This window comes from Lysinibacillus capsici, assembly GCF_003367505.1.
GTDB classification, from domain to species: Bacteria; Bacillota; Bacilli; order Bacillales_A; family Planococcaceae; genus Lysinibacillus; species Lysinibacillus capsici.
On sequence record NZ_PXXX01000025.1, the window covers coordinates 23,876 to 37,889 of the forward strand.

At 37.8% G+C, this 14,014-nt stretch carries 15 protein-coding genes; 6 read left to right on the forward strand and 9 right to left on the reverse strand.

Features of this window, described 5'->3' with window-relative positions; translation table 11 throughout:
- Positions 1–165 precede the first annotated feature (165 nt).
- The 3 genes from ntdP to mutY form a co-directional block, all read right to left on the reverse strand.
- A complete protein-coding gene (gene ntdP / locus C7B89_RS21000) occupies positions 166–717 on the reverse strand; it encodes a nucleoside tri-diphosphate phosphatase (RefSeq protein ID WP_004230486.1) in 552 nt (183 codons plus the stop codon).
- A gap of 318 nt (positions 718–1,035) precedes the next feature.
- The gene (locus C7B89_RS21005; protein ID WP_004230485.1) at positions 1,036–1,215 is read right to left on the reverse strand and encodes a gamma-type small acid-soluble spore protein; all 180 of its coding nucleotides are present in this window, start codon (positions 1,213–1,215) and stop codon (positions 1,036–1,038) included.
- Between the two features lie 77 nt (positions 1,216–1,292).
- A complete protein-coding gene (gene mutY / locus C7B89_RS21010; RefSeq protein WP_048394777.1) occupies positions 1,293–2,342 on the reverse strand; it encodes an A/G-specific adenine glycosylase in 1,050 nt (349 codons plus the stop codon).
- A 197-nt stretch (positions 2,343–2,539) separates the two neighbouring features.
- Between mutY and C7B89_RS21015 the strand changes: the two genes are divergently transcribed.
- A complete protein-coding gene (locus tag C7B89_RS21015; RefSeq protein ID WP_054549020.1) occupies positions 2,540–3,526 on the forward strand; it encodes a metal-dependent hydrolase in 987 nt (328 codons plus the stop codon).
- 36 nt (positions 3,527–3,562) lie between these two features.
- On the opposite strand, the gene C7B89_RS21020 is transcribed toward C7B89_RS21015, so the two are convergent.
- Genes C7B89_RS21020 through recX form a run of 3 tightly spaced genes read right to left on the reverse strand, consistent with a single transcriptional unit; the run spans position 3,563 to position 4,962 of the window.
- The gene (locus tag C7B89_RS21020; protein WP_048394780.1) at positions 3,563–3,832 is read right to left on the reverse strand and encodes a YfhJ family protein; all 270 of its coding nucleotides are present in this window, start codon (positions 3,830–3,832) and stop codon (positions 3,563–3,565) included.
- Positions 3,833–4,162, reverse strand: a complete 330-nt coding sequence (locus C7B89_RS21025) for a YfhH family protein (RefSeq protein ID WP_036076977.1) — start codon at positions 4,160–4,162, stop codon at positions 3,833–3,835. It lies immediately after the preceding gene.
- Positions 4,159–4,962, reverse strand: coding sequence for a recombination regulator RecX (recX, locus tag C7B89_RS21030; protein ID WP_115674529.1), 804 nt, complete (start codon positions 4,960–4,962; stop codon positions 4,159–4,161). Before recX ends, C7B89_RS21025 begins: the two co-directional genes overlap by 4 nt.
- Before the next feature lie 205 nt (positions 4,963–5,167).
- Between recX and C7B89_RS21035 the strand changes: the two genes are divergently transcribed.
- The 3 genes from C7B89_RS21035 to rlmD all read left to right on the forward strand — a co-directional run bounded on the left by C7B89_RS21035 (position 5,168) and on the right by rlmD (position 8,385).
- Complete coding sequence (locus C7B89_RS21035) at positions 5,168–6,076, forward strand: TIGR01777 family oxidoreductase (protein WP_115674530.1); 909 nt, start codon at positions 5,168–5,170, stop codon at positions 6,074–6,076.
- Positions 6,077–6,143: 67 nt separating this feature from the next.
- The gene (locus C7B89_RS21040) at positions 6,144–6,968 is read left to right on the forward strand and encodes a polysaccharide deacetylase family protein (RefSeq protein WP_009371550.1); all 825 of its coding nucleotides are present in this window, start codon (positions 6,144–6,146) and stop codon (positions 6,966–6,968) included.
- 37 nt (positions 6,969–7,005) lie between these two features.
- The gene (gene rlmD / locus C7B89_RS21045) at positions 7,006–8,385 is read left to right on the forward strand and encodes a 23S rRNA (uracil(1939)-C(5))-methyltransferase RlmD (protein WP_115674531.1); all 1,380 of its coding nucleotides are present in this window, start codon (positions 7,006–7,008) and stop codon (positions 8,383–8,385) included.
- Between the two features lie 325 nt (positions 8,386–8,710).
- On the opposite strand, the gene C7B89_RS21050 is transcribed toward rlmD, so the two are convergent.
- Both C7B89_RS21050 and C7B89_RS21055 read right to left on the reverse strand, forming a co-directional pair.
- Positions 8,711–9,346, reverse strand: coding sequence for a hypothetical protein (locus C7B89_RS21050; RefSeq protein ID WP_115674532.1), 636 nt, complete (start codon positions 9,344–9,346; stop codon positions 8,711–8,713).
- A gap of 238 nt (positions 9,347–9,584) precedes the next feature.
- On the reverse strand, positions 9,585–10,769 hold the full coding sequence (locus tag C7B89_RS21055) for an MFS transporter (protein WP_115674533.1): 1,185 nt from the start codon (positions 10,767–10,769) through the stop codon (positions 9,585–9,587).
- Between the two features lie 372 nt (positions 10,770–11,141).
- On the opposite strand from C7B89_RS21055, the gene C7B89_RS21060 reads away from it, so the two are divergent.
- On the forward strand, positions 11,142–11,327 hold the full coding sequence (locus tag C7B89_RS21060; protein ID WP_016995373.1) for an SE1561 family protein: 186 nt from the start codon (positions 11,142–11,144) through the stop codon (positions 11,325–11,327).
- 40 nt (positions 11,328–11,367) lie between these two features.
- On the opposite strand, the gene C7B89_RS21065 is transcribed toward C7B89_RS21060, so the two are convergent.
- Positions 11,368–12,168 (reverse strand): YwqG family protein, encoded by an 801-nt coding sequence (locus tag C7B89_RS21065; protein WP_115674534.1) that lies wholly within the window; start codon positions 12,166–12,168, stop codon positions 11,368–11,370.
- Positions 12,169–12,356: 188 nt separating this feature from the next.
- On the opposite strand from C7B89_RS21065, the gene C7B89_RS21070 reads away from it, so the two are divergent.
- Positions 12,357–13,895: a fumarate hydratase gene (locus tag C7B89_RS21070; protein WP_048394791.1), complete on the forward strand. Its 1,539-nt coding sequence runs from the start codon at positions 12,357–12,359 to the stop codon at positions 13,893–13,895.
- Positions 13,896–14,014: the final 119 nt, after the last annotated feature.

Sequence of the window (14,014 nt, forward strand, 5' to 3'; positions counted from 1 at the left end):
CTTACAAAAAGAAACAGACATCCGAAGATGAATGCCCTAAGTATTATAGCAATATTTTGATTAAAATACAGTTATGATGACTTTATAGCGAACTATTTTACCTTTACCTTAACAACACTCTGTCCCCTCCAATAAAAAAACACCTATTAGTTAAACTAATAGGTGTCATGATTGATCATCTGACTGCATATCAAGCTGGAACTTGTAACGATTTGTCCAGACATCGATGAAATCGGGTGCAAATGGTCCTCTTTTTTGTTGAATCCAGCTTATTAATTTATCGACATTGCGCTTTAAAATCTTATCTATGACATCAGGATAAGACATTTCCTTACGATGGAGCTCATATTCATCCTCGTCTAAAAGGGTATAAGACATGTCAGGAAAAACTTTAATATCTAAATCATAGTCGATATATTTAATGGCATTATTATCGAAAACAAATGGTGAGCTTAGATTGCAATAATAATACACACCGTCTTCACGTAGCATACAGATGATGTTAAACCAGTGTTCCGCATGGAAGTAGCAAATAGAGGGCTCTCTCGTTAGCCATGTACGACCATCGGATTCTGTCACAAGTGTCCGTTCATTCGCACCGATTACGATATTTTTCGTTCCTTTTAAAACCATCGTTTCTTGCCAAACACGGTGGATACGGCCATTGTGCTTATAACTATGTATTTGTATCGTTTCTCCTTCTACCGGTAATGCCATTTTGTTAGCCCACCTTTTCGTCTATGCTACCTAAATCTAGCAGTCTCTAGTATATTATAGCAATGTGTACGCGAAAGGTGTAGTTAGAAAACCACAAATTTCACTACGCTATTTTGAATTTGTATAAAATTTAGTCAATTATAAGCGAATTTTATTATAATGTCAGCTTTGATGGGATTTTTTAGTTAATGCCATAGAGAATTTCCTTTTAAGCGGACGATTTACTTACCTAAACAATTTGAAAGGGGCTGTCTTTTTCATCTGTTCGGATTTAAGACAGCCCCTTAGAGGTAAATGCAATTATGCAGTTACAAAGTGTTACTCACCTAGATCTTGGTTAGTTTTTGAGAAACGGCCAGAAGCTGGAGCTTTCTTTTGCTCTGCTTTCGCATTTTGCTTTTGCACTTCATTTACGTCCGTTTCATAACCAAACTCTTCACTTTGACGTTGCATGTTTTTATTCGGTTGGAAATTTTGGTTGTTTTGTTTTTTCATCATTCATTCACCTCCACGCTAGTTATTGTGTACGGAGGTGATGACTTTTATGCTCATGAATCAATGATTTTAAGAAGGATTTATTTTCCTGCTGTTTGCTTTTTTACTTCATCCCAAATTTTTAGCATAGGCACAGGCATCGGTAAAAGTTCTATTTGCTCACGATTTAGCCAATCACCTAGCTCAGTCGATTCGCATTTTATATAATAGCTATTTAAATGCCAAGTTAAATGTGAAAAAACATGTTTAAATGTAAGTAATTCATGTTTGGCTTGGACAATTACTTTATATTCCATTGTAAAGTTTTCTACCGAAGATTGGCTTGTATCAATCATTGGAAATTGCCATAGATTAGCTAGCAGGCCTTGCTCAGGACGTTGTTGCATTAAAAATTGTCCTTTGTCATTTTCATATACGAGAACATCATATGTGAGATGCTTCATTTTTATCTTTTTTGATTTGACAGGTAATTTTTCTGGTTCTCCCTCATTAAAAGCTGTGCAATACTCTCTGACTGGGCATAATAAACATTTTGGAGAGGTAGGTGTACAAATAAGTGCACCCAGCTCCATTAAGCCCTGGTTAAACGATGAAGCATGATCAGGATCAATTAGTTCCTCAACCGCACTTTCGAAAATTTTCTTCGTTTTGGGAATAGCTATATCTTCATGTATATCAAGCACTCTACTTAGAACCCGCATAACATTACCGTCAACTGCATGTTCAGGCTTATTATAGGCAATACTTAAAATAGCACCTGCAGTATAGGGACCAACACCTTTTAATTTAGATATTTCATGGCGATTGTCAGGTACTATACCACCGTAATTTTCTATAACCTCACGAGCACCTGCTTGTAAATTGCGAGCACGAGAATAATAGCCAAGACCTTCCCAATGCTTTAATAAGTATTCTTGGGGTGCTTCTGCAAGCAAATCTAATGTTGGAAAACTTTCCATAAAGCGATTGTAATAAGGAATAACTGTGTCGACACGTGTCTGTTGTAGCATCACTTCAGATACCCAAATTTTATAAGGATCTGTTGTGTGTCTCCACGGTAAATCACGCTTCTCTGTGTTAAACCAGTCAACTAATGATTGTCGAAATTCTGTTACATATGGGTAATTCACAGTGACCTCCGTTGTTTTTACGATTTAATTTATGATGAAAAGGGTATACAATGAAGAAAAGAATATTCGTGGAAGATCGACAATAATCGTCGCTTTCGCACGAGTGTCAGAATATTTCAATATACCTTTTATTATGTTCGAAATAAAGTTGTATGCACATTGTACTCGATTTTAATGCATACTAGGAGTGGATATTTTTGGATTCAGGTACACATTTCGTTATGGGTATTGCCCTTGGCGGTCTTGCATTAGCTGACCCTGTAGTAGCCAATCATTCAATGACTTTTACAGCAGTAATGGCAGGTACAATTATTGGCTCACAAGCTCCAGATGTCGACACTGTGTTAAAACTACGTAATAACGCCATCTATATCAGACATCATCGAGGAATTACACACTCACTACCAGCTGTAGCTATATGGCCTATTTTAATTACAATTGTTTTATCACTGATTTTGCAAGATGTGAATGTGTTACATTTATGGCTTTGGACATTTTTAGCTGTTGCACTTCATGTTTTTGTCGATATTTTTAACGCGTATGGTACACAAGCAATTCGACCTTTCTCTCGAAAATGGGTTGCGTTAGGTGTCATTAATACCTTCGATCCCATCATTTTTACCTTACATTGTGTAGGTATTGTGTTATGGGCATTTGGCACAAATCCAGTATGGACATTCAGTATCATGTACGTGGTTATCGTGATTTACTATATTTTGCGTTTTGCTGTGCAAAAAGCAGTAAAAAACGCGGTGCATCATACTATTCAAGATGAAGAATATGTCATTGTAGCACCTACTATGCGCTTCTTCCACTGGCGAATCGCAGCAAAGTCCAAAACTCATTATTATGTTGGCCGTGCTTATGGAAGGACTGTTAATATTTACGATAAATTCGAAATTAAGCCTTTGCCTAAAACTGCGCTTGTAGATGCTGCAATGAAAGATCCTAACTTAGCTGCATTTGTGTCTTTCTCTCCTATGTATCGATGGGAGATTTCCGAGCTTGAAAACGGCCTAATAGAAGTAAGGTTAATCGATTTGCGTTACCGTAGTGACAATCGCTATCCTTTCGTTGCCGTAGCACATTTAAATGATGCGAATGACATTATTACGTCTTACACAGGCTGGATCTTTACAGAAGATAAGCTACAGAAAAAACTACAAATTGGTGCGAGTAATTAAGCAGTAAACCCTGACCAATATTGGTCAGGGTTTTTATTATTGTACCATATCATCACTAGCATCTAGTAAATGTATATACTTCGGATTGCGCCCTGCAAAAGCATGTAGTTTATCACCATAGCTAGCAATTAATTGACGAACAAGATTTTCTGTATACTCTGCCCCACGATAATCATACCCTGCTTTCGCGGCAGTTGATTCAAAGTCACTCCATAACAACTCCACCCAAACCTGTGCCCGTCCAACAGACATCTGAGGATTCTTTGCAAGTAACTCTTGTGTTAGTTTCTCAATTTTTTCATCCATTTATTTGCCCACCTTTACTGGTGAAAGGATAGATACTGGTAGTGCCTCTTGGTACTTGTCTCCGCCTAAACGATGACCCCAAGCAAAGCGTCCCTTCAAATAATCTACTTGGAAAAACTCATTATCTGAACCATCAATACGATACATTTCTCCTGGAACGATTGTATCAAGATCCACTAAATAAGCCGCAGCCATTAAAGCTTTGCGTTCATAAACAGCAAACTCATTGATGATCCCTAGCTGTTCTGCCTTTCGAGCTTTCTCTTTTAGAAAAGCAATTTCCTCTCGCAATTCATGTTCAGACATAGCTGCATAATTTTTTTCACTCATTCTTCATTCTCCTTCTCTTCTATAAAAAGATCTATTACTTCTATAGGAAAACCCTTTTGATAGAGCGCCTGTTTAACCTTCATTTTTAGCTCATAACCAGTATACTTCGATACGTACTTTTTCCAAACTTTTTCGCCTTGAGCATCAAGTAGCTGCTGCCAGTTGTCATCATCCTGCCCTATCTCAACTTGGCTAAGCACCTCTTCTACAATCGAGAAAGCATACCCTTTTCTTAATAAGTAATCCTGAATTTTGGTCTTAATCTGTGTTGGGGTCTTCTTGCTCTCCGCTCGAACAATTTTCTCTGCCAGTTGCTTCGCCAGTTTTACTTGTTCCTCAAAACTATATGTAGCAAGCACCTCATCCTGCAAGTTTTTCTCAATGCCTTTTTTGATCATGTCTTGTCTAATGGCTCTTGGTCCTTTTTTCATAGTAGCTTTCTTTGTATCAAGCAGAGCCTTTGAAAAGTTTTCATCATTAATAAAGCCATAGGATTTTAACTTTTGGATTGCCTCTAACACTACAGCTTCTCCAAATTCTAAGTTGAGCAGTTTTTTCTTAACCTCATGCTCACTTCGCATTTGATATGAAAGGAAGTTTAACCCCTTATTAAATGCCTTACGTATCTCATCTTCATAGGCAATCTCTTGAATTTCGAATTCATCGAGCACTTTTCCCTTTGTTAAACCAAATTGAATGAGAATGGCTTCATCAACCGGAAAAGCATACTCTTCATTTAAATAGATATTATAGCGTTCAGGATTGTTTTTTTGACGTGCAATTTTTGTAATCATACGCATAGCAAACACCTCACTATTATCATTATAGCATTTCTTTATGGGGGATCTGACAATTAGCACGGTTAATTTCCCTATGTTCGCGGGCATTCTCTTCCCTTCCACGGGTAAACTTTCTTCTCTGCAATTAATGCCTAAAGATGTTTACTTTTTGGTTACATGATAAACTTAAAAGTAAGCGTTTTATTCGAGAAAAGAGGTGCTTGTTATGAAAATAGTGATTGCAGGTGGCACTGGCTTTGTTGGAAATGCTCTTATACAGCTATTGCAGCACAACGGACACGACATTTTTGTCTTAACGCGTCATGAGTCAAAGCTAGAAAATGGCGTTCACTATGTTCAATGGCTACATCAGCATGAGCAAGCTTTGGAAATCTTTGAAGGTGTAGATGCCTTTGTGAATTTAGCAGGTGTTTCATTAAATAATGGTCGTTGGACAAAAAAGCAAAAGAAAGCTATCTATTGGAGCAGAATGAATGCCACATTAGAGATTATACGTATAATGGACATGCTCACGATAAAACCAAAAGTCCTTGTCAATGCTAGTGCAGTTGGTATATACCCAACTTCCACACAAGCCATCTATGATGAAGATTTTACGGATTACGCAACTGATTTTTTAGGCACTACAGTCCACGATTGGGAGCGACATGCGAAACGAGCAGAAGCATTAGGTATTCGTGTGGCTCTTGCACGCTTTGGTGTCATTTTAGGTAGAAATAGTGGCGCACTTCCACCAATGCTATTGCCCTATCAAATGCATATAGGTGGAACGATTGGCTCTGGAGAGCAATGGCTTTCGTGGGTACATATTGAAGATGTAGCACGTGCTATTTATTTCGCTATTACAAATGAAAATATTCATGGACCATTTAATATAACAGCCCCGCATCCTATGAGAATGAAGGAATTTGGTCAAACGATTGCCGAAGTCATGGGCAGACGTCATTGGCTGCCTGTTCCTAGCTTTGCGATGCGTTTAGCTCTCGGCGAACAAAGCACACTTGTTTTAGAAGGACAACAAGTGCTACCAACCCTATTAGAACAACAACATTTTATATTTAAATACCCTTATTTAAAGCAAGCACTTGAAAATTTGTTAAAGGCTCAAAATTAGAAAAAATTAAGTTGGATAATTTTTTTAGTAATTACGCATTCTAATGAAAAAGAAAGGATGCGTTTTTATGTGGAAACAACATATTGTTGGTGCGGTAATTGCTACTTTTATTATTGCCGCAGGAATTAGCTTTAATCCATTTTTTGCTGCTGGTTCTGATGAACACCATTGGGGCTTTAAACGTGCTAAAAACGGTGAGCAGGCAGAGGCAGGAGCACAGCTCGATCAGTTACTTGACAAATATGGTGCGATTTATAAAGGGAAGGCAGATAAAAAAATTGCCTATTTAACATTTGATAATGGCTATGAAAACGGCTTTACTGAAAGTATTTTGGATACATTGAAAAAAGAAAATGTACCTGCTACTTTCTTTTTAACAGGCCATTACTTAGACAGTGCAAGCGACTTAGTGAAACGCATGGTGAAGGATGGTCATACTATCGGGAATCACTCCTATGGTCACCCTAATATGGCTCGACTTTCACCAGATGGCATGCGTGCAGAATGGCAAAAGTTCGATGGCAAGTTACGTGAATTGACAGGCATCGATCGTACAACATATGCTCGTCCACCTGAAGGAATTTTTAATGCAAAAGTGCTAGAGGTGGGCAATGCAGAAGGTTATCGTCATATTTTCTGGTCTGTGGCCTTTAAGGATTGGATGAAGGATGAGCGTCGTGGGGCAGATTATGCTTATAATGCACTTATGGAACAACTGCATCCTGGTGCCGTTATTTTAATGCATACCGTAGCACAGGATAATGCGGAAGCATTACCAATGTTTATTGCAGAAGCTAAAAAGCAAGGTTATACGTTCTTATCGCTTGACGATTTAGTATTAGAATATGAAGATTTCCCTGTTGCTTTGCAATCGCCTGCTCCTTCGCTATAATGGGGAGATGACAATATAGAGCAGGGACGTGGAACGTTTGACGCAGCAAACAACAATGACCGTGGGACAAAAATTCCCACTAACAATAAAAAGGCTAGGCATTAATGGTGAAGGTGTAGGTTTTTATAAACGTAATGTGATATTTGTAAAAGGAGCCATTCCTGGTGAAGAGATCACAGCTCAAGTAACAAAAACACAACGTAATTTTGCTGAAGCAGAGATATTAGCCATTCGTAAAGCTTCAAAACATCGTCAGGAAGCACCTTGCCCAGTGTACAATGAGTGCGGGGGCTGCCAGCTTCAGCATATGACCTATGAAAAACAGCTAATAGAAAAGCGAGACATTGTTATACAAGCATTAGAGCGTTATGCCAAACCTTTACTCGAAACAATTGAAGTGAGAAAAACACTTGGCATGGATGATCCTTGGCATTATCGTAATAAAAGCCAATTCCAAGTACGTAAAGAAAGCAAGCGTGTTTACGCAGGTTTATTTGCTGAAGGAAGTAATAAGCTGTTAAACATTAATGATTGCCTTGTTCAGCACCCAATTACTTCCAAAATCACCGTTGCCACTCGAAAAATTTTGCAAAAGCTAAATATCACTATTTACGATGGTCGTACCCTAGATGGTTTAGTGCGTACGATTGTTGTACGTACAGGTATTCGTACCGGGGAGACACAAGTCGTTCTTGTCACAACAAGGAAAGAAATCCCTCATTTAGCTGAATTGATTACACGTATTAAAAAAATTGATCCGAGTATTGTATCCATTGCACAAAATATTAACCGTGAAAAAACATCATTAATCTTCGGTGATGAAACTGTTGTTCTTGATGGCAAAGAAACCATTCATGAAGAGCTTGGCGAATTGGCCTTTGATTTATCTGCCCGCGCCTTCTTCCAACTAAATCCAAAGCAAACAGTTCATCTTTATGATGAAATTAAAAAGGCTGCTGCTTTAACGGGAAAAGAAACAGTGGTTGATGCATACTGTGGCGTTGGCACAATTGGATTATGGTTAGCGGATAAAGCGAAGGAAGTTCGTGGAATGGATATCATTCCTGAAAGCATTCAGGATGCTCGTAAAAATGCTCGAAATCATGGCTTCAAGCATACGAAATATGCAGTCGGTACAGCGGAAAGTGTTCTAGCGAAATGGCGTAAGGAAGGATTTACTCCTGATGTAATTACGGTAGATCCACCACGTACAGGACTAGCACCTGAATTTATTCGAACAGTCCTTAAACTAAAACCTAAACGTTTTGTTTATACCTCCTGTAACCCATCCACTTTGGCAAAGGACTTACAACAATTATCTAAGCTTTATCATGTTGAGTATATTCAGCCTGTGGATATGTTCGCACAAACGGCGCAGGTGGAATGCGTTGCAAAACTTGTTTTAAAAAACAAATAGTATGAAAAGGACGTTTCCCCTAGGAGACGTCCTTTTTCTAATGCACAGCACAAGCTGCCTGGTGGATGATGGATGGTCCAGAAAAGTCGATACCTTAACCAATAACCCAGGATTTAAATAATTATTAAATGTTAAATTTTCAGCTTTTATTCAAAGAACTTTAAAACGTAAGATTTATACTTTCACCTTTTACCTTTGAGCTTTCAAATCAGTTAGTTGAAAGTTACCATTGGAGTAAGGCATGTTTTACGTTTTAACTCGCACACATGCCTTGAAGCGCGAGCGACTTTTCGTTTTCCATTTTCGCTAGGACATGCAAATCTTTTTAAACTTGTACTTCAATAAAGGTTGTGGCATTCGACTCTGATAAGACAGCGTCCACCTCTGATTCAAATTCTTCAATCCGATTGCTCAATTTCTCAATTTGTTGTTTAACATTTAGGGGATCAATAATTTCAAACTCATTTCTTTTCATAAATGTTTCGGTATGTAATTTGACTTCCTCTGATGATTGTTTATCTTTATTGCCCAATATGTTAATTAAATAGGTTTCCAGCTTTGCAGGTAATGCATCATTTTCTTTGGCAATCGTATTGATAGCTGAACGATGCTGATGCTGTATAACTTCTAGCAAATTCTTTTCGTATTGAATGGATTGTTTCCGTTCAATTGCCTCCGCTACAGTCATTTCCTCTTTGCCCACCAACACCTTTGTGTTTGCATTGGACTGCACAACTAGTGCTTTTATTTTATTTCGATAGGAAATTAAACCTAGCACTTTATCATAGGATGCTTGCATTTGTTTTTCATATTCAGGAATGTCTACACCATTAATTTTACGATTGCTTTTTCGATTAGCTACGACTGCACTAACCTCATTTGTTGCTGCTTCAATTCGCAGAGTCAGCATTTTTAATTCTGTTAAAGCACGGTGGATAGATAGTTTTTTCATTTCTGTCATGATAAAAACCTCCTTTTTAAGCAAGTGTTCTTTTATTATAAATAGAAAGATGGATAATGTCCAAAAATACCCATTTTCTTTTTTATTGCTTTCATTAGAACATGTCTGTATAATAATTTTCTAGGTGCCAAACCTATGTAACTTGGACGGAACATCCTTGTTACGCAAAAAACGCCATAACAGCACGGATTTGCTGGGCGTTTTTTGTTTTTTGAGCGGGAGATGAGCCCCGCTCTTTTTATTTTGCCATCCTTGGTTGTTGATGCTTGCGGCGTCCAAATATAAATAAAACGATTGCAACGGCTAACAAAAGCATAGCCACAAGTAAAAGGAAGCTATAATTTTTTACATATTCTAAATAAACTCCACCTAAAAATGGACCTGTTAAGCTACCAATACTTAAAGCAATTCCGCAAAGTAAATTCCCCGTAGGCAGTAGCTCCTTTGGTGTCAAATCAGCCATAAATGTAATCCCTAAAGAAAACATCGAGCCAACCAGCGTACCCGTTAAGAAAAATGCGACAGCCACAGCGAATTGTGAATGCTCTAAAAAGCTTGCAATCGCAAAAATAATTGCGCCACCAAATGACCCAATCATCAAAATATTCCTTCTCCCTACTTTATCTCCTAGTGCACCAAGCGGTACTTGCGTTAAAATACCACCAAATGTAAACACAGATAAAATGATAGGAATCATGCCGACTTCAAAGCCCTTGCGTAGTGCATAGACAGGAAACAAGGCATTTAGTGAAGACTCCAGAAAACCATAAACAAATGGACCTAAAAAGGCAATCCACCCAAATACAATAGCCATTTTATACCGTTGCCATCCTCTGGCATTTAAATCACCTGTTAAACGCTCAGGCTTTTCATTTTGTAAGAGAAATACAAAGGACCATGCAAAGAGGCACATTATTGAAGATACGATAAACGGTAGCGCTTCAGCAATTTCAATGAGCTTCACCATAAGTGGCCCAACAGCAAAACCTATGCTAAATGATAAGCCATAAATGGCCATCCCCTTCCCTAAGCTTTTATGATCTGCAGTACTAGTAATCCATGTTTGTGTGGCATAATGCAAGGCATGATCGCCTACGCCAATTAATAAACGAAGGACAAACCAAAAGGTCACACTTTTCCATAGAGGAAATGCAAGTAAAGACGCAAAAACTAGTGCTCCACCAATTAAAATAATCGGTCTATAGCCCCACCTGCGTAAGGGCTGCTCGATAAATGGTGAAATCAGTAATGTTCCTATGTATAAGCCTGTTGCATTCAAGCCATTCAATGCAGAGGATACCCCATCACGTTCAAATATTATTGAAATAAGCGGTAATAGCATCCCTTGTGAAAAGCCTGATATGGATACAATTACTACTAAAATGGTAAATCTTTTTTTGCTGTAATCTGAGAAGTACGTCATTTTTCCCTCCACTATCTAGTCATTCTTCCAAAGAACAGCATACCAAAAAGCCTTAGCGCTCACCACATGTGATTTTACGCTAAGGCTTAACTAATACTTATCCTCATTTAATTGTATAAACACGATTTTCGGCTTTTGAATATTACCGATTACTTGTTTAAACTCCCTCCTTTTCGAGTTAGCGTTGCAGATGACTTTTTCCAATCAGCTCCTTTACTTTATCTTAAAACAACTTTAACATACACCCTCAATATTGTAAATATTCTGTTTATTGTTTTTTTAAAATTAATCTCTTAGTCCTAGGTGTTTCCCTAAACATTGAAATTTAAGCTCAAATCAGCTACGATGAAAGGGATGAAATGAGGTGTACGAATGTCAAAGCCAATCACTGATAAAGAGCAACAAGTAACCTATTTAAAAGAGCGTCTGGAGATGTTTTTAGAAGTATTAGATGCCCTTGATCCTGAAACAGCTGAGTTAGAAGATATTGATCGCTTAATCCAAATGATGGATGATTTAGAGGACAAAATGGAGCAATTTCATGCTCGTGAACAATAATGAATAAAAAACAAGCGAGCATCGTGTGCTCGCTTGTTTTTTAATGGCAATCCCAATTATAAAGTACCTTGCTAAAATCTTTATTCATTAACTCTTCCTCTGTGATAAAGAAATTGCCAACGCCACAATCGCCCCAAAGAATATTGTCGCCGACACTATCAATCTGTAACAGCAAAATGATTGAATCTTTATAATCTCCATATGCTCGAGGATCCTCTTGCGTAAAGAATGGATACCCTCCAATTTTATGACCATCACCAGTCATAGCATCGTAGAAGCTGTCTTCTAATGCTTCGTCATCCTCCAAAGCTGTTAAGATGCTAGCATACTTTTCATTGCTTCTAAAATCATCAATCGACATCGGCTCAACGCCTGTAGTAAAGGATAATGCCATTTCACGCTCGACAGGAAAATATAATTCTTCATCATCTATTTCTATAAAAGAAAAATCTTGAATAAGCTGTGCTTCATCTTGTATAACTTGTTCATGAAATATTACACGAAAGCCTTCTTGATTTTGTCCATTATCAAAATCCATTCCTAAAACATCGTCATAACCATCAATATAAAACTGCAATATTCCCTCTTCTGGGAAATTGGGTAAATGCATAGGAACCTCTGCAAAGTTAATTTGAGCTAATAGCTTTAACGGTTGTCCCTTCATGTTTTTTGGATAGTCCATTCCCAATGGGAAATAAGGATCTCCTGCAAACTTACTTTGAAATAAAGTTGTTTTACTTATTTCCGTATTAACCAATACAACAGGCTTCATTGTCCCTTCTATTAATGGTCTATATTGCTCGAATGCTTCGGGTAATTCAAGTAAAGTTTTAGCAGTCATGCAAGTTCCTCCTAATATTGGATTTATTCTATTTTAGAACAAACGTTCTATAAAATCAATACTCTCCTTCTATATTATTAAAATATGTTTTAATTTAGCGGTCTCAGATAAGGACCCTTTTTTTCATTAGTTGAAAAGAGTATAATGTAACGTGGAAATAATCAATTTTTCTATGGGGGGCAATACCAATGAATCTACAAAATTTGGAGAAAAGTCTTTACGATTTAATTACTGAAACATCTACGAATTTACCTAAGGATGTACGTCGTGCTATTAAAAAAGCAAAAGAAGCTGAGAATGCTGGTACTCGTGCAGCAATGAGCTTAGACACAATTGCAAATAATATTATTATGGCAGAAGATAACGTGTCACCAATTTGTCAGGATACAGGGCTACCAACTTTCAAAATTTATACTCCTGTTGGCGTAAACCAATTAGAAATTAAAGCTGCAATCAAAAAAGCAATCAACGATACAACTGCAGATGCTAAATTACGTCCTAATGCGGTGGATTCATTATCTGGTGCAAACAGTGGTAATAATCTTGGTGATGGTTTGCCAGTAATGAAATTTGAGCAATGGGAAAAAGATTACATTACAATTAAGTTAATTCTCAAAGGTGGCGGCTGTGAAAATAAAAACATTCAATACAGTCTACCATGTGAACTAGAAGGTCTTGGTCGTGCAGGGCGTGACTTAGATGGTATTCGTAAATGTATTTTACACTCTGTATACCAAGCACAAGGTCAAGGGTGTTCTGCTGGTTTCATTGGTGTAGGTATTGGTGGAGACCGTTCTTCGGGCTATGATTTAGCAAAAGAGCAATTATTCCGCCATGTTGAAGATACAAATCCAAATGCAGATCTTGCTAAGTTAGAAGAGTATGTTGTTAAAACGGCTAACACATTTGGTATCGGTACAATGGGCTTCGGTGGTGAAGCAACATTATTAGGCTGTAAAATTGGCGTAATGCACCGTATACCTGCCTCTTTCTATGTATCAGTAGCATATAATTGTTGGGCTTACCGTCGTATGGCTGTGGACATCGATCCTCAAACTGGCGAAATTTTGAATTGGCACTATCAAGAGGGTGAAAAAATTACCTTCAAAGAGAATGAAGTAGCTGCTACAACAGAAGATACAACTACAGATGTAGTAGAACTTACTGCGCCAATTACTGAAGAACAAATTCGTTCATTAAAAGTTGGAGATGTCGTTTCTATTACTGGTCGTATGTATACTGGCCGTGACGCAATCCACCACCATTTAATGAGCCACGATGCACCAGTTGATTTAAATGGACAAGTTATTTATCACTGCGGACCTGTAATGGCTAAGGATGAAGAAGGCAATTGGACAGTGAAAGCTGCTGGCCCAACTACTTCAATTCGTGAGGAGCCTTATCAAGGCGATATCATGAAAAAATTCGGTATCCGTGCTGTTATTGGTAAAGGTGGAATGGGACCAAAAACATTAAAAGCGCTTAATGAGCATGGTGGCGTTTACTTGAATGCAATTGGTGGAGCAGCACAATACTATGCGGACTGTATTAAAGGCGTTGATGGTGTTGATTTAATGGAATTCGGTATTCCTGAAGCCATGTGGCACTTAAATGTTGAAAAATTTACAGCAGTTGTAACAATGGATTCACATGGTAACTCACTACATGCAGATGTGGATAAATCATCATTAGAAAAACTTGCTCTGCATGCAGAAAGAGTCTTCTAATTAAATAATAGATAGCAGTAGTAACTCATTTTATTGCACAATTTTGTAAGGCACAGAATATTCCTAGTGAATAGACTGTGCCTTTTTCAATCCTTTCGCAAATTGTTTAAAAATCTCCA